The sequence below is a fragment of the Marinobacter mangrovi genome (genome assembly GCF_016798325.1).
Classification (GTDB): Bacteria; Pseudomonadota; Gammaproteobacteria; order Pseudomonadales; family Oleiphilaceae; genus Marinobacter_A; species Marinobacter_A mangrovi.
Window position 1 is genome coordinate 125428 of record NZ_JAERVO010000002.1, and the last position, 20781, is coordinate 146208.

The 20781-nt window shown below is 62.8% G+C and carries 17 protein-coding genes; 10 read left to right on the forward strand and 7 right to left on the reverse strand.

From position 1 onward, the window contains the following. Positions 1–101: 101 nt before the first annotated feature. Complete coding sequence (locus JL474_RS06530) at positions 102–2240, reverse strand: PhoX family protein (protein ID WP_203141410.1); 2139 nt, start codon at positions 2238–2240, stop codon at positions 102–104. A 233-nt stretch (positions 2241–2473) separates the two neighbouring features. Between JL474_RS06530 and JL474_RS06535 the strand changes: the two genes are divergently transcribed. Beyond that, the gene (locus tag JL474_RS06535; protein WP_190294928.1) at positions 2474–2944 is read left to right on the forward strand and encodes a phosphate-starvation-inducible PsiE family protein; all 471 of its coding nucleotides are present in this window, start codon (positions 2474–2476) and stop codon (positions 2942–2944) included. A gap of 112 nt (positions 2945–3056) precedes the next feature. Here JL474_RS06535 and JL474_RS06540 read toward each other — a convergent pair whose 3' ends face one another. Then, positions 3057–4124 carry a linear amide C-N hydrolase gene (locus JL474_RS06540; RefSeq protein ID WP_203141411.1) on the reverse strand — a complete coding sequence of 356 codons (1068 nt, stop codon included), beginning with the start codon at positions 4122–4124 and terminating at the stop codon, positions 3057–3059. Positions 4125–4331: 207 nt separating this feature from the next. Between JL474_RS06540 and JL474_RS06545 the strand changes: the two genes are divergently transcribed. Together JL474_RS06545 and ftsH are read left to right on the forward strand one after the other, a co-directional pair. Continuing rightward, a complete protein-coding gene (locus JL474_RS06545) occupies positions 4332–5204 on the forward strand; it encodes an oxygenase MpaB family protein (protein WP_203141412.1) in 873 nt (290 codons plus the stop codon). Between the two features lie 78 nt (positions 5205–5282). Next, positions 5283–7166, forward strand: coding sequence for an ATP-dependent zinc metalloprotease FtsH (gene ftsH / locus JL474_RS06550; protein WP_203141415.1), 1884 nt, complete (start codon positions 5283–5285; stop codon positions 7164–7166). Positions 7167–7186: 20 nt separating this feature from the next. Here ftsH and idi read toward each other — a convergent pair whose 3' ends face one another. Next, on the reverse strand, positions 7187–7732 hold the full coding sequence (gene idi / locus JL474_RS06555; protein ID WP_203141416.1) for an isopentenyl-diphosphate Delta-isomerase: 546 nt from the start codon (positions 7730–7732) through the stop codon (positions 7187–7189). Between the two features lie 277 nt (positions 7733–8009). On the opposite strand from idi, the gene JL474_RS06560 reads away from it, so the two are divergent. From JL474_RS06560 to JL474_RS06580, 5 genes are all read left to right on the forward strand, one after another. After that, complete coding sequence (locus tag JL474_RS06560) at positions 8010–9293, forward strand: DASH family cryptochrome (RefSeq protein WP_203141418.1); 1284 nt, start codon at positions 8010–8012, stop codon at positions 9291–9293. A gap of 227 nt (positions 9294–9520) precedes the next feature. Next, on the forward strand, positions 9521–9727 hold the full coding sequence (locus tag JL474_RS06565; protein WP_123635667.1) for a DUF1656 domain-containing protein: 207 nt from the start codon (positions 9521–9523) through the stop codon (positions 9725–9727). Positions 9728–9730: 3 nt separating this feature from the next. Then, on the forward strand, positions 9731–10594 hold the full coding sequence (locus JL474_RS06570; protein WP_123635666.1) for an efflux RND transporter periplasmic adaptor subunit: 864 nt from the start codon (positions 9731–9733) through the stop codon (positions 10592–10594). A 10-nt stretch (positions 10595–10604) separates the two neighbouring features. After that, positions 10605–12701: an FUSC family protein gene (locus JL474_RS06575; RefSeq protein ID WP_203141420.1), complete on the forward strand. Its 2097-nt coding sequence runs from the start codon at positions 10605–10607 to the stop codon at positions 12699–12701. Positions 12702–13003: 302 nt separating this feature from the next. Then, positions 13004–15070, forward strand: a complete 2067-nt coding sequence (locus tag JL474_RS06580) for a TonB-dependent receptor (RefSeq protein WP_236012096.1) — start codon at positions 13004–13006, stop codon at positions 15068–15070. 49 nt (positions 15071–15119) lie between these two features. Here JL474_RS06580 and JL474_RS06585 read toward each other — a convergent pair whose 3' ends face one another. The 3 genes from JL474_RS06585 to JL474_RS06595 are packed head-to-tail and all read right to left on the reverse strand — an operon-like array spanning position 15120 to position 18096. Continuing rightward, complete coding sequence (locus JL474_RS06585; protein WP_203141422.1) at positions 15120–16157, reverse strand: FecCD family ABC transporter permease; 1038 nt, start codon at positions 16155–16157, stop codon at positions 15120–15122. Further along, positions 16154–17164 (reverse strand): FecCD family ABC transporter permease, encoded by a 1011-nt coding sequence (locus tag JL474_RS06590; RefSeq protein WP_203141423.1) that lies wholly within the window; start codon positions 17162–17164, stop codon positions 16154–16156. The genes JL474_RS06585 and JL474_RS06590 overlap by 4 nt, the downstream gene beginning before the upstream one ends. Next, entirely contained in the window at positions 17158–18096 is a 939-nt protein-coding gene (locus JL474_RS06595) for an ABC transporter substrate-binding protein (protein ID WP_203141424.1), read from the reverse strand. The genes JL474_RS06590 and JL474_RS06595 overlap by 7 nt, the downstream gene beginning before the upstream one ends. Positions 18097–18177: 81 nt before the next feature. On the opposite strand from JL474_RS06595, the gene JL474_RS06600 reads away from it, so the two are divergent. After that, positions 18178–19029 (forward strand): ABC transporter ATP-binding protein, encoded by an 852-nt coding sequence (locus JL474_RS06600; protein WP_407944047.1) that lies wholly within the window; start codon positions 18178–18180, stop codon positions 19027–19029. A gap of 17 nt (positions 19030–19046) precedes the next feature. Then, entirely contained in the window at positions 19047–20018 is a 972-nt protein-coding gene (locus tag JL474_RS06605; RefSeq protein ID WP_203141425.1) for a sucrase ferredoxin, read from the forward strand. On the opposite strand, the gene JL474_RS06610 is transcribed toward JL474_RS06605, so the two are convergent. Continuing rightward, positions 19967–20674, reverse strand: coding sequence for a lytic transglycosylase domain-containing protein (locus tag JL474_RS06610; protein ID WP_203141426.1), 708 nt, complete (start codon positions 20672–20674; stop codon positions 19967–19969). The two genes, JL474_RS06605 and JL474_RS06610, sit on opposite strands and share 52 nt — an antisense overlap. Positions 20675–20781 lie beyond the last annotated feature (107 nt).

Consider the following 20781-nt stretch of genomic DNA (forward strand, 5'->3'; position numbering starts at 1 on the left):
TAGGGGCAGTCCGTTCAGTACAGGCAAGTGGCTGACGTGGCCTGTTCAAAAAAAACCGGGGCCTAAGCCCCGGTTTTTACTGTCAGCGTCGTAAAGTCGGCTTATTCGCCAACCTTGCCGCCATCGGCCTTCTGGATCACCACCGTCGATGCCCGTGGGCGCACGGTGCCGGAAGTGACCTTGGTGGCGTCTGGGTCAGACGGCCAGTTGCCCGGATGCTGCACGTTGATGAACAGCGCGGTCTTGTCCGGTGTCGTAAAGATACCGGTGATTTCGCAGCCGTTCGGACCGACGGCAAAGCGCTTGAGGTTGCTCTGATCCTGCTGATCGACGACCGACGGGCTGTTGCTGTTGCCGGAGACCGACGAGGGCACGACGGCCAGCAGCTGGTCGTTGGTGTAGTCTGCCACGGCGTTGCCGCCATTGTCGGTCTCGATCCAGAGGATACCCTCTTCACCATCACGCTGGTCGTAGAACAGACCGTCCGGGCTGGCGAACTGGTTCAGTTCGGTCAGGCCTGACGGATTGTCGTTGCCGGTCACGGCACCACCGAAGACGAAAATTTCCCACTCAAACGTGGTCGAGGAGGCGGTGCCTTCCTGCCAGCGGATGATCTGGCCGTTTTCGTTGTCGGCGCGCGGGTTGGGGGCGTTGACCGGTGCGGTGGCATAGCCAACACCCAGGTCATCGATGTCCGTGCCGCTGTTTGTGTAAGTGGCGGCAACGCCCTCAGCGGTACGCTTGGAGTTGTTGGTCAGCGTCATGTACACATCGCCGCTGGCCGGATCGACCGCGCCCCATTCCGGACGGTCCATCGGGGTCGCGCCCATGATATCGGCCGCGTCACAGGTGTTGATGATCACGCCGGCCAGGTCATCGGCGGCCAGGCCCAGGGCCGCAGCCAGGGTGCCACCGTCCGGGGTTTCCGCGTCCGGTGTCAGCGGCAGCCATTCGCCCGTGCCGTCGGCATTGAACTTGGCCACGTACAGGGTGCCTTCGTCCATGTACTTGCTGCCGATGGCCATGCGGTCATAGGTGCCGCCGACATTGTTGGCATCCGACGCGCTCCAGACGGCATCGGAAACAAACTTGTAGATGTATTCGTTGCGGGAATCGTGACCGGAGTAGAACACCACCGGCTCGCCTTCCACCAGTTTACCCGGCCAGCAGCCTTCGTGGCGGAAACGGCCCAGGTGGGTCCGCTTCATCGCTTCGCCGGTGTACGGGTCGATCTCGACGATGTAGCCGAAGGTGCGCGGCTCGTTGCGGTAATCGTCTGCAGCGGTGGCGCCTGAGGGCGTGGCGTCAAAGCGGCCGAACTCGTCATTGACTTCGGAGCCGTCACCGGCCGCGGTTTCCCAGCCGTAGCGACCGCCGCTGGACTCGATCCCCAGTCGATCGTCATCGTTGTAACGGCTGGCGGTCTTGACGAAGTAACCCGGCCAGTTTTCCTCACAGGTCAGGTAGGTGCCCCACGGGGTGTAACCGGCTGCACAGTTGTTGTTGGTGCCGCGGGTTTTGGTGCCGTCCGTGGAGTACTTGGTGATGACGTAATCGCTGCCGGCGACCGGGCCGGCCAGGCCGATTTCGGTGGCCGACGTGATGCGACGGTTGTAGGGCGAGTTCTCAACGTGGCTCCAGCTGCCGTCAGAGGCTTTCTTGACTTCAACCAGCGTGACGCCGTGCGCGTTGATCTCGGTACGTACTTCATCGGCCGGGCGTGGGCTGGTGGTGGTCGGGCCGCCTTGCGGTTCCCACAGCGCGGCCTGATCGATGTATTCGTTGTTCAACGCCAGGATAAAATTGCTGGAGGCGGTGTCTTCGGCCAGCGGGAAGTGGTACATGCCGTCGTGGTGCATGCCGACGCTGTTTTCCTGGATGGTCGGTGTAAAGGCCAGCGACTCGCTCCAGCCGCTGATGCTGTCGTTCAGTGCGGTGCCCCAGGGAATCAGGATCTGGGCGGTGTAACCGTCCGGGACAACGATCGCGTCGGTCTTGGAGCCGAGGATCGCGTCAAACCCGAGGGAAAACGGCTGCGTGGTTGATCCGTCGTCGTTGTCGTCATCATCGTCACTGCAGCCGGCAAGGCTGAGCCCGAAACCACCGAGCATGGTGGCGGCGGCGATCTGGAGACTGCCCCGCATCACATCCCGCCGGTTGAGGCGACGTTCCATGACCGATGAAAAGGGTTCGTTCGTGCTGCGATTCAAGATTTCGTGGCTCTCGATTTCCTTGCTCATGCTTTTATTTCCCCATCAGGTTTTATCCAGGCGTCGGGCGGTTATGCCCGGTGATCCGAAAGGGAGGTTATCGATGATAAATGACAGGATGGTTAAGGAATTACGACGGTGACGTTGGCGTCGGATAGTTGCGTCAGTTGCAGTCGGTGCGGTGCCTTCAAAGAATAACTTGCCGGACGGCGCCGGGGATCTAAGCTCCAGAGAGTAGAGTCAGCACAGGACGCAGGACAACTATGGCCAATGAACGATCCCGCCGCGACCACCGGATTGTCCATGAAGAGCTCCCGAGGGATTACGAAAACAAGCTGATCAGCAAACTTCACGTCGTCATACGTGGCTCGATCGCCATTCTGGCCATCCTGATGACGCTGGTGATTGTGTGGGGTGTACTGGACGTCGGGTACATCCTGATCATGAAACTCCTGTCGCCACCGTTCCTGCTGTTGTCGGTGGGCGACATCTTCCAGCTGTTTGGCACCTTCATGATCGTGCTGATCGCCGTGGAGATCTTCATTAACATCCGTCTGTATCTCGGCACCAACGTCATTCCCATCCAGCTGGTGGTCGCCACCGCATTGATGGCGATCGCCCGAAAGGTCATCGTGCTCGACATTGAAAAAGTGGCCTACACCGATGTTCTGGCGATTGCGGCTGTGGTGCTCGCCCTGGGCATCACCCATTGGTTGATTGTGCGCGATCACTGACCCGTGACGCGACCGGCCGGGTTATTAAAGGTCGGGCGGACCCGGGGACGCTCGCCGAACGATTGCCTTCATGGCCACCGGTACGGTCGGGCCCGGCGCCCTTGTGGTTTGGTCAGAATGGAGCGTCTTTAACGGCTTTCATCTGACCGGTGACGTTCCCGAACAGATTCCAGTCGTTCGGATCGAGTGTCATCACCGATGCGCCCTGGGACAGATCGATGCTGGCGAGGTCCACCCAGATGACCCCCGGCAGGGTGGACAGCTGGAGAAAATAGCGTCGGCGCTTCTGATCGGCGATCGTGCGGTATTCCGTGCTGTAGCTGTCGTAGGTCGAATCACGGCCTTTGTAGGGGGCGCCAATGGGCACCGAGACGTTGTACAGCAAGGACATCATGGTGGCGACGGCCGCCCGGTCGGAGGCGGGCTCTTTCAGCACATTCAGGAAATAGCTGGCGCGCTGAAAGCGATCAATCGGGTTGACGTTACCCGGCAGCGTCATATCCCGGCTGGGGTTGGAATAGTCGTGCTGGCCAAGCATTTTCAGCTGCTCTGGGAAGGCCGGGTCATTGGTCATCACCCGGTACTTGCGGTCGTGGTAGATGTGCAGGGTGCCGTTTTCGTACTCCATGATGGCGGAGTCGCCGGTTTCATCCTCCACCGCCAGGTGCAGGTTCGCCTTGTGACCCCGTGCCTCCACCATGACCAACTGGATGTCATCCATACTATCGATGGCGTCGCCAACAGTCGCGGCGTTATCCAGCAGGTACTGCCCCCAGAGCCCGGCTTGCAGACCCTGTTTTGACGTATCCCGAGGTCCGAAGTCGGTGGCATTGAAATAGAGCAGGTGTACCGCTAGGCCCCGCTCGTTCATGCCGTCAATCGCACCAATGCCGTAGGTTGCGGTCACGATGCTGCCGTATTTCGAGGTCCAGCGGGCCGGATTGTCCTGGACGATGCGGTGACCGGCAAGGATCCCACCATCCCGCTCGATACCCCGGGGAAATGCCATGAGCACCGGCTCCGTCGTTTCCGGCCAGTCCATGGTACGGCCAGTGAACACGCCCAGGTCCGTGGACCAGAGAATGCGGGTGCAAGCCTGGGTCGCTTGGCTGGACATCAGTGTCAGTATGGCACCCAGTAAGGCGGTATTCAGGCGCGCGATTGAGGGTTTCCCGAACATGCTGATCTCCTTGCTCGTATCGCTTTGCGCTCATCCGTGATGGCTATGTGGACCCCTAAAGCATAGCCGCGCCTGAATGGGCGTGCAGCGTCTATTCACGGTTGATCCAGGTATTGAGTCCGGCCGGGCTTTGCGGGCGTAAGTCTTGAGACATCGAGCCATTTCGCGATACTGGCATCCTGTCTTTCATTGATGGCCTGAGCTTCCATGGAATTCCTTCGACAACGTCTCGAACAGCAGATCATGGGCCTGAGCGGCCTGGCGCTGGGTGGTATCGACTATGAATCGCCGGCGGGAGATCCCGGGCTGTTCGGGCCGGGCTGCGTGTGCTGGCGGGTCCATGCGGACTTTCCGGCCATGCTGTGTGGCGGCATCGGCGCGCTGATGTTGCAGATGCTGCATCCCCTGGCGCTGGCGGGTGTGCTGGACCATTCCAATTTCCGAGAGGACATGATCGGCCGGTTGCGGCGGACCAGCCAGTTTATTGCCGGGACCACCTTTGCCGCCGAAGCGGATGCCCGCCGACTGATCGATCGGGTGCGCCGGATCCATGCGCAAGTGCGGGGCACTGCGCCGGATGGCCGGTCGTACGCGGCAGACGATCCCGACTTGCTGGTCTGGGTTCATGTGGCGGAAGTGCGCAGCTTTCTGTCGGCCTACTTGCGGTATTGCAATCCCGACCTGGGCGGTGCGGAGCAGGACCGTTATTACGACGAAGTGGCGCGGATCGCCGAAGCCCTGGGCGCCACTGACGTGCCCCGTTCACGACAGGCGGTGCAGGACTATCTCGAGCGCATGCGACCACAGCTCGTATTCGACGAGCGAACGGCCGACGTGTTGTCCCTGCTGATGACGGCACCGGCACCCAACCGGCTCACCCAGCCGGTGGGGCGGGTGATGACCCGGGCCGGTCTCCAGTTGCTGCCGGACTGGGCCCAAACCCTGATCGGCATGAACCTCAGCCCCTGGCGCCGCCGGGCCATTGAACGCAGCATGAACACCCTGGCGCCGGCCTTGCGTTGGTCGCTGCGCAACGGCGCCTCCCACCGGGCACAACGGCGTATGGGCATCGCGGGCTGATAAGTACCCCGGCATTTCCTCACATTTGCTTGACTCAAGTCATATTGGAGACCGGCCAGTCGCTCTATCGTTTCCGTTATGGCAACGTTACCTTCACCTCCCAGAAATTCGCCCTATCTCTGGTACGCCCTGATTTTCCTGTTCGGGATGTTGGCCTTACGGGATTACCTACAGGGAAACAGCGACGTCCGGACGATCCCTTACAGCGAGTTCCAGCAGGCACTGGCGGACGGTCAGGTCGCGAGTGTGGTGATCGGCAGTGATCGCATTCGCGGTGAGTACAAGTCCCCTCAGGGTGGCGTTTCAAAATTCACGACGATTCCCGTGCCGGCGGATCTGCGTGCCGATCTGGAAAAGGCGGGCGTTGAGTACAGCGCCACCCGGGACCAGACCTGGCTCACCCAGGTGCTCTCCTGGCTCCTGCCCATGGCCCTGTTCCTCGGCGTCTGGCTGTTTGTGATTCGCCGGTTGGCGGGCGGTGCCGGTGGCGGCGGCATGGGCAGTTTCATGCAGGTCGGCAAGAGCCGCGCCAAGATCTACGTGGAAACGGACACCCGCGTGGGCTTCGAGGATGTCGCCGGCGTCGACGAAGCCAAGGAAGAACTGCAGGAAATCATTGAGTTCCTGAAAGATCCGAAGCGCTATGGCAGCCTCGGGGCGCATATCCCCAAAGGCGTGCTCCTGGTTGGCCCGCCGGGCACCGGTAAGACGCTGCTCGCCCGGGCCGTAGCGGGCGAGGCGGCGGTGCCGTTTTTCTCCATCAGCGGCTCGGAATTCGTCGAAATGTTTGTGGGCGTCGGCGCAGCCCGTGTCCGGGATCTGTTCGAGCAGGCCCGGCAGAAAGCGCCGGCCATCATCTTCATTGATGAGCTGGATGCGCTGGGCCGGGCGCGGGGGGCCTTCAATCCGGGCGGCGGCCATGATGAGCGGGAGCAGACCCTGAATCAGTTGCTGGTGGAACTGGATGGCTTCGATCCCAGCGAGGGCCTGGTGTTGCTGGCGGCCACCAACCGGCCGGAAATCCTGGATCCGGCGCTGCTGCGGGCGGGTCGTTTCGATCGGCAGGTTCTGGTGGATCGGCCGGACAAACGGGGCCGGGTCCAGATCCTGAAAGTCCACATCAAAAAGATCCTGCTGGACCCGCTGGTCTCTCTGGAGCAGGTGGCGGCACTGACCACGGGCTTCACCGGTGCTGACCTGGCGAACCTGGTCAACGAGGCGGCCCTGCTGGCCACACGCCGGCGGGCCACGCAGGTGACCATGGAGGATTTCACCCAGGCCATTGAGCGTATCGTGGCGGGCCTGGAGAAGAAGAACCGAATCCTCAACGCCCGCGAGCGGGCGATTGTCGCCCATCATGAAATGGGCCACGCGTTGATGGCGCTGATGCTGCCCGGTGTCGATCCGGTCCACAAGGTGTCGATCATTCCCCGGGGGATCGGTGCCCTGGGCTACACTCTGCAGCGACCTACCGAGGACCGCTTCCTGATGACCCGGGAAGAACTGGAAAACAAGATCGCCGTCCTGCTGGGTGGTCGCGCCGCCGAGAAACTGATCTTCGGCCATCTATCCACCGGCGCCGCGGACGACCTGGCCAAGGCCACCGACATCGCCCGCAGCATGGTGGCCCGCTACGGCATGGATGAGACGCTCGGTTGCGTCACCTACGACACGGAGCGACCGAATTTGCTCGGCGGGTACGTTCCGCCGGGTGAGCGCCCGTTCAGCGAGCACAGTGCCGAGGCGATTGACGAGGCCGTGAAAACGATCGTCCAGAACGTCTTTGACAGAACCTACCAGGCGCTGTCCGATCATCGCGCCCTGCTGGAAAACTGCGCCCGGGAATTACTGGCGCATGAAACGCTGGAGACCGAAGATCTGGAGCGTCTCACCGCGGAACTGGCCGGTCAGCCGGAGGTCCGGAAAACCGCCGGTACAGCGCCTTTGAAGGCGCCGGAATAAATCGACCTGCAGACGGGACACTAGGACCAGGACGCCGTGATGCCCGCCGCTTGCATTTGCTGCAGTTGAACGACCATCCAGGGACTGAAGGCCCAGGGTGTGGCGGCGACCGCCGTCAGCAGATCCGTCGGACGAACCCACTGATGATCCATCACCTCGCTGGGCCGACGGTGCAGATCGCTGATGCAACGGGCGGAAAAGACCGGGCAAAACTCATTTTCGACGATGCCGGAGGCGTCCCGGGCCCGGTACTGGAAGTCCGGCAGCAGGATCGTGACGTCACGAATCTCGGCGCCCAGCTCGTACCGGCAGCGCCGTTTTACGGCATCGGCGGGCGCCTCGTCGGGCAGCGGATGACCACAGGCGGAATTCGTCCAGACGCCGGGCCAGGCCACTTTATTCAGGGCTCGCCGGGTCAGTAAGAGCTCACCCTCATCGTTGAACAGATAGCAGGAAAAGGCGAGATGCAGCGGTGTTTGCGTCGTATGGATCGTCGTCTTGTCTGCGGTTCCGATCGGGCGGTGCTGGCTGTCCAGCAACACCACCTGTTCGTCGTTGTCGTTCATTCATGCTCCAGAATCGTATTCTTCCCGGATGATCGGGCCCTGTTTCTACGACATGGTTGGTCATCCGGTCCAACTACCATAACCGGCCTGTCTCCCGGAGGGTATGGGGGCTTGCCACAGGCTGATTACCCGGTTCCATGGCGGTCATTGAAAACTTGCCGTGTCGAACGCACCGGCCGTCCCCCTATACTGGCCGCAGGTATCCGGCAGGAACGGCCATCCGGTGGCGGCTGAGGTACGTAATCAGACAAACCACTCCGCTGTTCGGGATAACGTTGTGCAGACCCTCTACTGGTTTACCCGCGATCTTCGCCTTCACGACAATGCGGCCCTGCTTGCGGCGTCCAGGTCCGGCACGTTGCTGTGTGTCTACGTGGTGGATCCGCGCTGGTTCACTCCTTTCCGATGGAGCCGTCGGCCGATGGGCGAGCACCGGTGGCGTTTCCTGTGGCAGAGCCTGATGGCCCTGGAGCGCAACCTGCGGCCTTTGGGGCAGCGTCTTCACATCGCCTTTGGTGCACCGGAACAGGTTATCCCCGAGCTGGCGGCGTCTCATGGCATCGAGCAGGTGATTCGTTCACGCCAGCCGGGGACCGAGGAGGCCGACCAGTGGGCGTCCATCCAGGCCGCCCTGCCGGATGTGTTGTGCCGGGAGTTCGAGACCCTGGGATTGTTGACGGAAGGGACATTGCCCATGGCGCTGGCGGATTTGCCCGCCACCTTCTCCCGGTTCCGCAAACAGGTGGAAGCGGCCGGTGCCCAGCATAGCGATATCCTGCGCATTCGTACCCTCTCTGCCTTGCCGCCACCGCCGGGGTTTGCCCGTGATAACCGGGGTGATTGCCCGCCCATTGTCGAGCCGCAGCATGCCACGCCGTTCACCGGCGGCGAGTCGGCAGGGCTCGACCGTCTCCAGCACTTCACCTTCGGCATCCACGGCATCGAACGCTACAAGGAAACCCGCAACGCGCTGGACGACTGGGACGCGTCCTCGAAGTTCTCGCCCTGGCTGGCCAACGGCTGCGTGTCGGCCCGGGAAGTGGCGGAAACCATCCGGGAGTACGAGCAGGTGCATACCCGCAATGAATCCACCTACTGGCTCTGGTTCGAGCTGCTCTGGCGTGATTATTTCCACTGGTATGCCCTGAAGCACGGGGCCGACCTGTTTCACCGGGACGGCCCACAGCGCCAGCACCGGCCTTCTGAATTCGATGCGGAACGGTTTGCGGACTGGTGTGGCGGCAACACGGTCTATCCGCTGGTCAATGCGGCCATGAACCAGTTACGTGAGACCGGCTACATCAGCAATCGGGCACGCCAGCTGGTGGCCAGTTGTTACGTGAACGAGTTGGGCCTGGACTGGCGTTACGGGGCGGCTTGGTTCGAGCAACAGTTGATCGACTACGACGTGGCGAGCAATTACGGCAACTGGCAGTACCTGGCCGGTGTGGGCGCCGACCCGCGGGGATTGAGACGTTTCAATCTTGATAAGCAGGCGGCGCAGTACGATCCCGACGGGGAGTATGTGGCCTGCTGGGCAAACACGGCAGGCGACGCGTGACTGGCCTCCGGGAGGCCAGAAGAGACCCGGTCGATGGCGGAAATCACGGACCGCCCCGCTCAAGCGATAGCTGGTATTTCAAGGTGTTAGCGGCCAGAATGTGGGAGCAGACGTGTCCGGTCCCCGGGAGGCGTCTGGGTTGACTATCCTTCCAGGGGAGTCCCGGCCGCCGAAAACGCGGTGCAGGGTTGATTCTTTCTTCCGGCCAGCAAGGAGACCAGGGGCCCATGCTGCACGAACTGGGTTTTGGCGGAATGCTGTTCAGTCCGCTGGTGGTGTTTGCGCCCATTGCGTTTGCGCTGACGCTGCTCGCCCGTCTGGTTCTTCACCAGTTGGACCTGCGCCGACTGATCTGGAAGGAAGCGTGGTTCGACGTCGGGCTTTTTGTCTGCTTCCTGGCGGCGGTTGTCTTTCTGTACGGAAAATGGACCTGACACATGGGAAAGCTGTTACGTGTAGGGACGACCCTGCTGGTGGTCGCGGTGGCAATCGCTGCCGGCACCTGGGTCTGGAACCACTATCTGTATTCACCCTGGACGCGCGACGGCCGGATTCGCGCGGACGTCATCACCATCGCCCCGGACGTGTCCGGCTGGGTCACCGACCTGGCCGTCCGTAATCACCAGACGGTGAAGAAAGGCGATGTCCTCTTCCACATCGACGACACCCGCTACAAGGCCGCCATCACCGAGGCCAAGGCCAAGGTGGAGCAGCAGCGGATCGCCTGGGAACTGGCCAAGCACCAGTACAAGCGTCGCCAGCAGCTGTCCGGTCGCCAGGCCATCAGCGAAGAGGATCTGGACACCTACCGCATCAACACGGAGTCGGCCAAGGCGGCCTACACCCTGGCCCAGGCCCAGCTCTATGCGGCTCAGATCGACCTGAATCGGACCGAAGTGGTGGCGCCGGAGGATGGCACCATCAGCAACCTGACCCTGCGCGAAGGCAACTACGTGACCCGCGGCAATGCGGTGCTGTCGCTGATTAAGTCGGGATCGTTCTACGTGACCGGTTATTTCGAGGAGACCAAGCTTCAGCTGGTGCACGACGGCCAGAAGGCGCGGATCCGGCTGATGGGCGGCGACGAGACCCTGACCGGCACCGTCAGCAGCATCTCGAAAGGCATTGCCGACAGCAACACCAGCAGCAACAACCAGATGCTCCCGCAGGTGCAGCAGGCCTTCAACTGGGTGCGATTGGCCCAGCGGATTCCGGTGGACATTGCCCTCGATCCGGTGCCGGAGGATGTGCACATCAGTGCCGGCATGACGGTGTCTATCTACCTCGGCGACGAGGAGTAAGAGTTCCATCATGGCGCTTCACCCGGTTCTCGCCCAGTTGCTGATGCCGGAGCGGCGTGCGGTCATCTTCGCCCTCAAAGGGGTGATCTCGATGGCCCTGGCGCTGTTTGTGTCCATGTACCTGCAACTGGATCGGCCCTACTGGGCGCTGGTGTCGGCGGTGTTCCTGCAGATTCGCCCCGAGAGCGGCCTGGTGATCGAGAAGGCCATCTGCCAGATCGTCGGGTCGGCGGTAGGCGGCGGGGTGGGCATCCTGATCCTGGCGTTCCTGTCCGCCTACCCGGTGCTGGCACTGGGGTGCCTGACGTTGTGGATCGGGCTCAATTCCGCAGCGGCGTCCATGGTCCACAGCACCAATTACATCTACGCCTTTGCCATGGCCGGCATGACCGCGGGTCTGGTGGTGATCCTGGTCATGGCCAATGCCAGTGCCGCCGACAGTCAGGCGGTGTTCTCCATTGCCCAGGCCCGCATCAGCGAGATTACCGTGGGTGCCATCTGCGCCATGCTGGTCAGCCAACTGTTGTGGCCGGTAAAGGTGAAGGACAGCCTGCGCGCCCAGGCCCGCTCGGCCATCAACGGTACGCTGGAATACATCACGGTCGAGCTGGATCCCGAGAGCTCCCACGAAGAGCGTCACCAGCACGCCGACCAGATCCTGGAAACGCTGGTGGCGGTGAACGACGACTCCAGTGCGGTCGCGTACGAAGGCCCGGAAGGCCCCGGGCGGGGCAGGGCGGCCAGCCTGTTGTGCAACCGGATCCTGTCGCTGGTGGCCGTCACGCAAATTATCGGGCGTTTTCGGCGGAATCATGCGGACCTGGTGTCGCCGGCGTTTGCCGAGTTGCTGGCCCTCATGCGCGAGCGGCTCAAACAGATTGCTGACACCGACAGCTACGAAGAGGGCTATCGACTCGCACAACAACTTCGACGCCAACTGAAACAGCTGCGCGACCAGCAGGAAGGCGAAGAGGCCATTGTTTCCCGGCTCAGCCAGACGTCGCTGGAAATGGTCGGGGATCTGGTGGTCGTACTGCGCGCCTACAATGCCCTGGAAAACCGCGACCAGACGCTTCTCAATGCGCCTCGGCTGAAAACCCACCGGGATCCGCTGGTGGGTGCGGTGAACGGCTTCCGGACCGCAGCGGTGTTCCTGATCGGGGCCGTTGTCTGGGTCCAGACCGCCAGTCAGGCGGCCATCATGCTGATGATCATGCCCGTGGTGTTTTCGGTGATGTTTTCGCGGTTCTCGCTGGTAGCGCTGTCCTTCATCCTGCAACGGGTGCTGATCGGCGCCATGGTGGCGATTCCCGTGGCGCTGCTGTTCGGGCTGGGGCTGTTGTCCCGGAGCAGTGGCGATTTCGAGATTCTGGTGCTGGTCCTCGCCGGGCCGTATTTCGTGGGCCTGCTGGTGCTGGCCAATCGGCCGACGCTGCCTTACGGACTGGGCTTCTGCATCCCGTTCACCATCATTACCCAACCCAGCAACAACATGACGTTCCATGCCGATACGGCGGTCAGCACCGCGCTGGGGCTGTTCGTGGGGATCAGCGTGCTGTACTGGGTCTTCAAGCTCATCTCGCCGCCGGACAGCCAACTGCTGCAGCGGCGCCTGATCCATGCCACCGCACGGGATCTGCTGGACATCGACCAGCACGACCATCCCGAGAACTGGTTCAACGGCCGGATGGGCGAGCGCCTGTTGCGGATCGCCAATTTCGACCAGGGCACCGGCACCAGCGACCGCTATATGACCGACCTGGGCTTTACCGGCCTCAACCTGGGGCATGTTTCCATCCGCCTGCGGCGACTGATCCAGAGTCATCGCTCCGCATCGGTCGACCTCCGCCTGAGAGAATGGCAGAAGGCCCTGTCGACTGCTTACTTGAAGAGCTCGAAAGGCCTGCTTTACCCCGAATTCCGGGATGCCAGTGCCAGCCTGCTGCACGCGGTCGAAGAGGCCGGTGAACCCAACCAGCAGACGGCCATCATCGAGGGCATGTTCGAGCGCCTGGCCCTGACGTTTGAGCGCACCGCCCGTACGGTGGCGCAAGCGACCGGTAAACCGCTTCCCGGCGCATCGGCCCGGAAGCCACAGACCGCCTGACATCAACGGTCCCATCTCCCACGACTCCAACCACACGGCGGGCGATACGCCGTATGGCCCTTGCCTGATCTGATGAGCCCTTTCCCGATTTTGCCCGTGTCCTGGCTGTTTTATTTAACAAAAAATTGATATTGCAAATAATAATAATTAACATTCGCGACTTCGTGTTCGGCCAATGTGTCACCGCTGACAGGGTGGATGGTCGCAACGATCGAGGAGTGAATCGACGAGGATGTAGCGAAATGACAGAAGCGGTAAGGGTAAGAAAGGGTTGGCTGGCTACGGCGGTTGCGGGGCCTTTGTTGGCGAGCGCACCAACCCTGGTGGTTGCGGAGGCCACGGCCGACACGGAGTTGGCTCCCCTTGTGGTGAGTGCCACGCGCAACAAGAGCGTCGAGGGGCAGACGCCGCAGAAAGTAATCGTGATCAGTCGGGAACAGATCGAAGAACAGTTGGCGATCACGGACGACCCGGGCCAGGTGCTCAGCAACCTGATCCCCTCCTATTCACCGAGCCGCCAGAAGCTCTCCAACGCCGGCGAGACGTTCCGTGGCCGATCGGCCCTGTTCATGATCGACGGGGTGCCCCAATCCAATCCGCTGCGGGACAGCGCACGAGACAGCTATACCATTGACCTGAGCATGGTCGACCGGATCGAAGTGATCTATGGGGCCAGCGCCGAGCAGGGTCTGGGCGCGACGGGCGGGATCATCAACTTCGTGACCCGACGGCCGGAATCCGGCACGTTCAACCAGCAGGCGGGCGTGACGCTGACGACCGATGACGACGTACAGTCGGATGGACAGGGCTACAAGCTGAACTACCAGGCCAGCGGTCAGAAGGGCAACTGGGATTACCTGGCCGGCGCCACGATCCAGGAACGGGGCGTATTCTACGACGGTAACGACGAGCGGATCGGGGTGGCCTATCCCGGTGAAATCCAGAACTCGAGCAGTTATGACCTGCTGGCCAAGCTGGGCTACTGGCTGGACGACAACCAGAACGTGACGTTCTTCATCAATCGCTTCGAGCTTGAGGGTAACGGCGATTACGTGCCTGTCCCCGGGGACCGCGAAGCCGGTATTCCGACGACCGCAGAAAAAGGCAATCCGGAGGGCGATCCCGGGTACAACAAGGTGACCACAGCACGCCTGTCCTATGCCCATGACGACTGGTATGGCAATCAGCTGGATGCCACGTTCTACAGTCAGACTTTCCGGGCACGGTTCGCCACAACGCCCTTTTTCCCGTACCTGGATGGCAACGGCAACACCCGCTACGATCAGACCCGCAACGAATCCGACAAGCTGGGCGGTAAGTTCACCATTAGCCGTGCGGGAATGCTGGACAACCGCCTGAAACTCACCTCCGGCATCGATGTCCTGCAGGACGAGACCACGCAGGTCCTGGTCCACACCGGACGCACCTATGTGCCGGAATCCACCTTCCGCAACTACGCGGTTTTCCTGCAGGGTGACTTCAAATTACTCGACCCGCTGACACTCCACGCCGGCGTTCGACACGAATACGCTGAGCTCAAGGTCGATACCTACCAGACCATCGACCGAAGCAACGTAACGCAGGATAACGTGACGGTCGATGGCGGCAGTCCGGACTTCAACGAGACCCTATACAATGCCGGCCTGGTCTATCAGGTGACCCCCTGGATGCAGCTCTACGGCAACTACTCCGAGGGCTTTGGTATGCCGGATGTGGGGCGGGTGCTGAGAGGCGTGAGTGATCCGGGGCAGGATGTCGACACGTTGCTGACTCTCCAGCCCATCGTTACGGATAACCGGGAAGTCGGAGCGCGCTTCGACTGGCAGACCTACAGCCTGGAGATCAGCTACTACGAGTCGAATTCGGACTATGGCGAGCGCCTGACTGAAGTGAACGGCACCTGGGTCGGCAGCCGCGAGAAAACGGAAATCAACGGTGTGGAAATCAGTGGCGAGGCCCGGGTGACCGACGCCCACACGCTCACCGCAAGCTATGCTCACGCCAGGGGCCGGTCCGACACCGACGGCGACGGCAACGTGGATACGGACCTGACGGGCATCAATATCGCGCCGGATACCCTGCGACTGGGCTGGACGGCGACCTGGAACAATCGGCTGTCGACTCGCCTCCAGGCGGCCCACTACTTTGATCGAAACACCGACAACGACCAGCTTGATTTCGACGGGTACAGCCTGTTCGACGCCTCGCTGGCCTATCGTCTACCGGTCGGGCGCGTCAGTTTCGGGATCGAGAATCTGACGGATGAGGACTACTTCACCTATTACTCCCAGGCGGCTCGCGTAAGCGACGAATACTACTTCAAGGGCCGCGGACGGACGTACTCCCTGGGTTACGCCGTCAACTTCTAACCGTTAAAAAGGGGGAGTGGCATGGCCATGGACGGTCATGCCGATCCGTTCATCGTTTGAGGCGGTACATCTGATAGACGAAGTAGGGCGCCCCAACCGCCGCCACAAAGACCCCTGCGGGAAGATCGCGCGGGGCAAACCCCAAACGTCCCACCATATCCGCGCAAAGCAGAATCAGTGCTCCCAGGAAGGCGGTAGTCACCAGCCGTCCCGTGTGTCCTCCACGAACGAGGTTGCGCGCCATATGCGGCGCGACCAACCCGATAAAACTCAACCCTCCCGCCACCGACACGGCGGAACCGGCCAGGGCCACGGCGGACAACAGCATCAGGGGACGATATCCGGAGAGGGGCGCGCCCAGTCCGGTTGCCATCGGATCACCCAGGGCCAGCACGTCCAGTTGTCGGGCGCACACCAGGGCAACCGGCAGGAAGATCGCCAGCCAGGGGGCGAGACGGATGACGTCGCCCCACTGCGCGGCGTAGAGACTGCCGGTCAGCCAGAGATACGCGTTCATCGCACTGGCGTCGCCGCTGAGTACGAGCATGAATGTGATCAGGGCGCCCAACGCGGACGCCAGGCCGACCCCCACCAGCACCAGCTGCCCCGGCGAGGCCCGGTGGCCTCCGGTCAGGGCCAGGATCACCAGGGCCACGGCAAACGCGCCGGTAATGGCCGCCAGCGGCAACAGCGCATCGCCGCGCACCGCCAGATCGAGGGTCAGGACGGCTACGGCCGCCGCGGAGGCGCCGCTGGTGATCCCGATGACGTCCGGGGAGGCCAGCGGGTTGCGTACCAGCCCCTGCAACAGCAAACCCGCCACGCCCAGCGCCGCGCCCGCCAGGATGGCCAGGAGCACCCGGGGCAGCCGGATCTCCCCAACGATCAGCGAGAGGCCGCTGTCGTCCGAGCCGGCCAGCACGGACGCGACATCGCCCAGCGAGGTGGGGTGGCTGCCCAGGCTGAGGCTGGCGGCAGCGCACCCGATGAGCAGGCCAGCCAGAATGCAGACGACGCCCAGGGTACGTCGCGGAATTTTCAGGGACAGGCGGTCGTCGCCGCTTCGCAGGATCAGGCTCGGATTCACAGTGACGGGCTCCGGCGGCTGGCAAGGTAGAGAAAAAGGGGCGCGCCGATCAGGGCGGTCATGACGCCCACCGGGATCTCCCGGGGTGGGATGATGAAGCGGGCGGCGGTATCCGCAATCAACAGCAGGCTGCCACCGAGGCAAAGACAGGCGGGCAGCAGCCAGCGGTGGTCCCGGCCGAATAACCCGCGCACCAGGTGAGGCACGATCAGTCCCACGAAGCCGATCATTCCGGCCAGCGCCACCGAGGCGCCGGCCAGCACCACCACGATGCCGCCGGTCGCCAGCCGTACAAACCCGGTGGACTGGCCCAGGGCACGGACCATCGCATCATCCAACCCCAGAATGTTGAGCTGGCGCGTGAGCAGGGCCGTGGCGACGAACGCCAGCAGGAACAGCGGCAAGACGGGACCGATGCTGTCCAACGAGCGGCTGGAGACGGAGCCGGCCAACCAGAACATCACATCCCCGAAACGTTCCTGATTGATGACCAGCAACCCCTGGGCGACGGCGATAAACAGAGCGGTCACGGCAACCCCGGCAAGAACGAGTCGCAAGGGCGCGATGCCGGCGCCCTTGGCGGGCTCCCGACCCAGCAGGTACACCAGCGAAGCCGCCACGGTGGCGCCGGTGAAGGCGAGTGCCGTCAGCGACCAGGGTGCCTGCAGCGGCAGGAAGGCTGAGCCGACCACCACGAACAGCATGGCGCCGGCGTTGATGCCGAGAATGCCGGGTGAGGCCAGGGCGTTGCGGGTGACGGATTGCATCAGGGCACCGGCCACCGCCAGGCCGGCACCGACCAGCGCAGCGACGATGGCCCGGGGCAAGCGTTCAGTGACGACAATCAGTTGCCCTGTGGAGGCCGGGTCGAAATCCATAAAACTGGCCCTGAGCGTTGCCAGGGAAACGTCATAGTGACCCAGCGCGAGGCTGGCAACGAAACTGGCCAGCAGCAACAGCAGGCTGGCGGTCAGTCCGGTGGTCTTGCCGTAAATCGACGTCAGCATTGGGGGCATTCCCGGGAAACGGTGTTCGGACTCAGGCGGTAATGATCGTAGAGCTCGTCGAGCATCCGGTTGGCGGCCAGGTAACCGCCACCCATGTTCCAGGTGACCGGATCAACCCGGAAAACCTGGTCCTCGCGCACGGCAGAGAGCTGCTTCCAGAGCGGGTGGGCGGTCCATTGGCGATAGGTGCGCATGACGGCGGGGTCCGACTCGACCATGAAAATGAAGATGGCGTCGGCATCCATGGTCGGGATGCTCTCCTGGCTGGTGAGCTTGATTCCCCAGCCGTCCTGATCCTGGGCCGCCGGGCGATCGAAGCCCAGCTCATCCAGCACGATGCGCGCGAATCCGCCGTAGTAGATGCGGGCATGATCACTGCGGAAGCTGATCACCGAGACCGTCTGGGGCCAGCGATCCCCCAGTTTGTCGGCCATCTGACGGCGGAAATCGGCCACGCGCTGCTGCCAGCGAGCGAGCAATCGGTCGGCCTCAGCCTGGTGCTGCGTGGCTTCTCCCATCCGGTGCAGCAGGGCCTTGAAATCGTAGACCTGGTCGGCAATGACGGTGGGTGCCATGCGGGACAACAGGGGTTGGATCAGATGGTGCCGCCCGTAGGCGCCAACGATCAGGTCAGGCTGGAGCCACGCAATCGCCTCCAGGTCCGGCTGCGTCTCCAGGCCCAGGAAGGTCGGTTGACCCAGTTGGGCGCGCAGGTAGCGAAAAGCGGGTTGCTGGGTCCAGGATTCCACCACGCCCACGGGCTGTAACCCCAAGGCCAGTGCCGTATCGGTCGCGCCCTGGAACAGGGTGACGATGCGCTTGGGGGTGTCGGCACACGCAACGGGTATCAGGGCAGCCAGCAGACACAGCAGCAGCGGGTGCGCGATTCGTCGGAAACGGACGGCCGGTCGTTTCGGGATAGGGGCGATCATGGCGTGAATTGCAGTTTGTTCTTAATTGAAAATGAGAATCGTAAATAATAACATTGTGGCCCGGTAAATAGCGACGGTCTCATGATGGATACTCCTGACATTCCACGCTCTGCGCATCGCCTGGAGGGGCGGCAGCTCGTCGTTGGCTACGGCGATGCGCCGATCCTGGAACAGGTCGATTTTTCCCTGGAGACCGGCAAGGTGACGGTGTTGTTGGGCCCGAACGGCAGCGGCAAGTCGACCCTGCTGAAAACGCTGGCCCGCTCCATCCGGCCGGATGGCGGCCAGGTGGTGCTCGATGGCCAGGCCATCCATCGCCAGGCCACCCGTTCGGTAGCACGCCGGCTGGGCCTGCTGCCCCAGAGTTCGACGGCACCCGAGGGTCTGACCGTCAGGGAACTGGTCGGCATGGGCCGGTTTCCCTACCAGTCCTTGTGGAAACAATGGTCCCGTCAGGACGAGGTGGCCGTGAAGGAGGCCATGTCGATTGCCGACGTCGCGCACTTCGCCGACCGTTCGGTTGACGCCCTGTCCGGCGGACAGCGCCAACGGTGCTGGATCGCCATGGTCCTAGCCCAGGAAACCGACCTGATCCTCCTGGACGAGCCCACGACGTTTCTTGATCTCAAGGTGCAGGTGGAGTTGCTGGAGTTACTGGTGGGCCTGGCACACCGCAAGGGCCGTACGTTGTTGATGGTCCTCCACGACCTGAACCTGGCCGCGACCTACGCCGACACCCTGGTCATGATGAAAGCGGGCCGGATTCGCCACCGCGGTGATCCCACGGAGATCTTCACCGCCGCCAATCTGAATGCCGTCTTTGATCTGGATTGCCGGATTCTCACCGATCCTGGTACCCACCGCCCGATCTGCGTGCCGGCTACCGGGATCCGATCCGTCCGGCAACCGCTGACCGGTGTGGAACAGGTGTAGGGATGCAGGACCCTTCCATGAAACGTTCGAATTTCTGCGCCACGGAGAGTCTCCGGGCGGGTGATCCGTTGGCCGGTACCGGGGCCCACAAGTTCCGTAACCTGCTGATCAGTTGGCCCAGCAGCCAGTGGACCCGGGTCTTCCGAAAAGCGGCGGATATGTCTGAGGCCACGTTGGCGGGCATTGAGGCCATCACCGAAGGCGGACGCCGGGTGAACCTGATCCATCGGGCCTCCCAGCCGCGGGGCCGGCACCGTCTCTACCTGATGCCCGAGTGCCTGCAGTTTGACCTGCCGACCCACGAGCTTCCGGGCTTCCTCGAAGCGCTGGCTGCGGATGCGCCGCTTGATCGATGGTCTCCCGAACCCACCCGGCGGCCCCTGATCCTGTGTTGCACGCACGGCCGCAAGGACAAGTGCTGCGCCAAGTTTGGCAATGCCACCTACCGGGCATTGGAGAGCGCTGTCGCCGAGGGCGGCCATGAGGCCGACGTCTGGCAAAGCTCGCACCTCGGCGGCTGCCGCCTGGCGGCCAGCCTCATGACGTTTCCGGCGGCCCGGAAGTACGGGCGTCTGGAGCCCGGCCAGGTTGATGCCTTTCTTCACGCCGTTGCGCTGGATCGGCCTTATCTGCCGGCGTATCGCGGTTTTTCCCAGTACAGCCCGGTCCGGCAATGCGCCGAGGTCGCCGGCCTGAAATGGCTGGAAGCGCGGGGCGTCGACGGGGTGGTGGATCTGCAGCGTGAAAAGGTCGATGAGGAGGGCGGCTGCAGTCATTCACGCTGGCACTGGCAGGCCGGCGATCGCGAAGGTTGGTTGGACGTGACCTGCGAAACGTCGAGCGTGTTCCGCTACGACACCTGTGCGGATATGACGGGCGAGGCGCCCGCCGCCAGCCGGGTCTGGCGGGCGATCGAGGTGGTGCATGCGGGCGGCAATCAGTTCCCGCTGGCGTACCGGTCCCGCAGGATTCCGACCCGCTTCACGTAGGCCTGGGTTTCGGCGTAGGGCGGAATACCGTCGTAGCGGGTGACAGCACCCGGGCCGGCGTTGTAGGCCGCCGTCGCCAGTCGCACATCGCCATTGAATCGCTTGAGCATTTCCGCAAGGTAGTGGACCCCGCCGCGAATGTTGTCGGCCGCGGCCAGGGCATTGCCCACGCCCAGTTCCTGGGCCGTGGCCGGCATCAGTTGCATCAAACCCTGGGCGCCGCGAGGCGAGATCGCATCGGGCCGGAAGGCCGACTCGGCGTGGATCACGGCGCGCACCAGCGACGGGTCGACGCCGTAGGTCGTCGCGGCCTGGCGGATTTCCGAGCGATACGGCGAACGGTACAGCGGTGTGGTGTGCCAGTCGACCGTGGAATTCGGGTCGCAGGCGTAGCAGTAGAAGTGGATCACATGGACGTCGGCGTTCTGCGGCCGTTCCTCGGTGTAGGCCACCACGCCGTTTTCGTCCTTGTAGCGGTAGACCACCTGGTCGCCGGAGGAGGCACGACGGTCATTGCCGCCGCTTTTGACGTTGGTGAACTCCACTGACCCGTCCGGATGGACGATGCGCTTGATGCTGTCCGCCCGAAGGGGCGCAGCGATCACCAGCAGCAGGGCAGCCAGCGTGGCCATAGCGATGTGAATGTCGCGTCTCATTATCCGACGTTCTTATGGGTCCAGCAGGGTTTCAGCGAAAGCATACATTGACGACATGATAGCGCGTTGAGCGCACAGGGAAATCCTCCCCTTTGTCGTAGATGTGT

Bases quoted from the DNA above. Each gene is read 5' to 3' on its own strand.
- JL474_RS06530 (WP_203141410.1), bottom strand. From the start codon at position 2,240: ATGAGCAAGGAAATCGAGAGCCACGAAATCTTGAATCGCAGCACGAAC.
- JL474_RS06610 (WP_203141426.1), bottom strand. From the start codon at position 20,674: ATGAGACGCGACATTCACATCGCTATGGCCACGCTGGCTGCCCTGCTG.
- JL474_RS06575 (WP_203141420.1), top strand. From the start codon at position 10,605: ATGGCGCTTCACCCGGTTCTCGCCCAGTTGCTGATGCCGGAGCGGCGT.
- JL474_RS06540 (WP_203141411.1), bottom strand. From the start codon at position 4,124: ATGTTCGGGAAACCCTCAATCGCGCGCCTGAATACCGCCTTACTGGGT.
- JL474_RS06535 (WP_190294928.1), top strand. From the start codon at position 2,474: ATGGCCAATGAACGATCCCGCCGCGACCACCGGATTGTCCATGAAGAG.
- JL474_RS06545 (WP_203141412.1), top strand. From the start codon at position 4,332: ATGGAATTCCTTCGACAACGTCTCGAACAGCAGATCATGGGCCTGAGC.
- JL474_RS06590 (WP_203141423.1), bottom strand. From the start codon at position 17,164: ATGCTGACGTCGATTTACGGCAAGACCACCGGACTGACCGCCAGCCTG.
- JL474_RS06605 (WP_203141425.1), top strand. From the start codon at position 19,047: ATGAAACGTTCGAATTTCTGCGCCACGGAGAGTCTCCGGGCGGGTGAT.
- idi (WP_203141416.1), bottom strand. From the start codon at position 7,732: ATGAACGACAACGACGAACAGGTGGTGTTGCTGGACAGCCAGCACCGC.
- JL474_RS06595 (WP_203141424.1), bottom strand. From the start codon at position 18,096: ATGATCGCCCCTATCCCGAAACGACCGGCCGTCCGTTTCCGACGAATC.
- JL474_RS06600 (WP_407944047.1), top strand. From the start codon at position 18,178: ATGATGGATACTCCTGACATTCCACGCTCTGCGCATCGCCTGGAGGGG.
- JL474_RS06565 (WP_123635667.1), top strand. From the start codon at position 9,521: ATGCTGCACGAACTGGGTTTTGGCGGAATGCTGTTCAGTCCGCTGGTG.
- ftsH (WP_203141415.1), top strand. From the start codon at position 5,283: ATGGCAACGTTACCTTCACCTCCCAGAAATTCGCCCTATCTCTGGTAC.
- JL474_RS06570 (WP_123635666.1), top strand. From the start codon at position 9,731: ATGGGAAAGCTGTTACGTGTAGGGACGACCCTGCTGGTGGTCGCGGTG.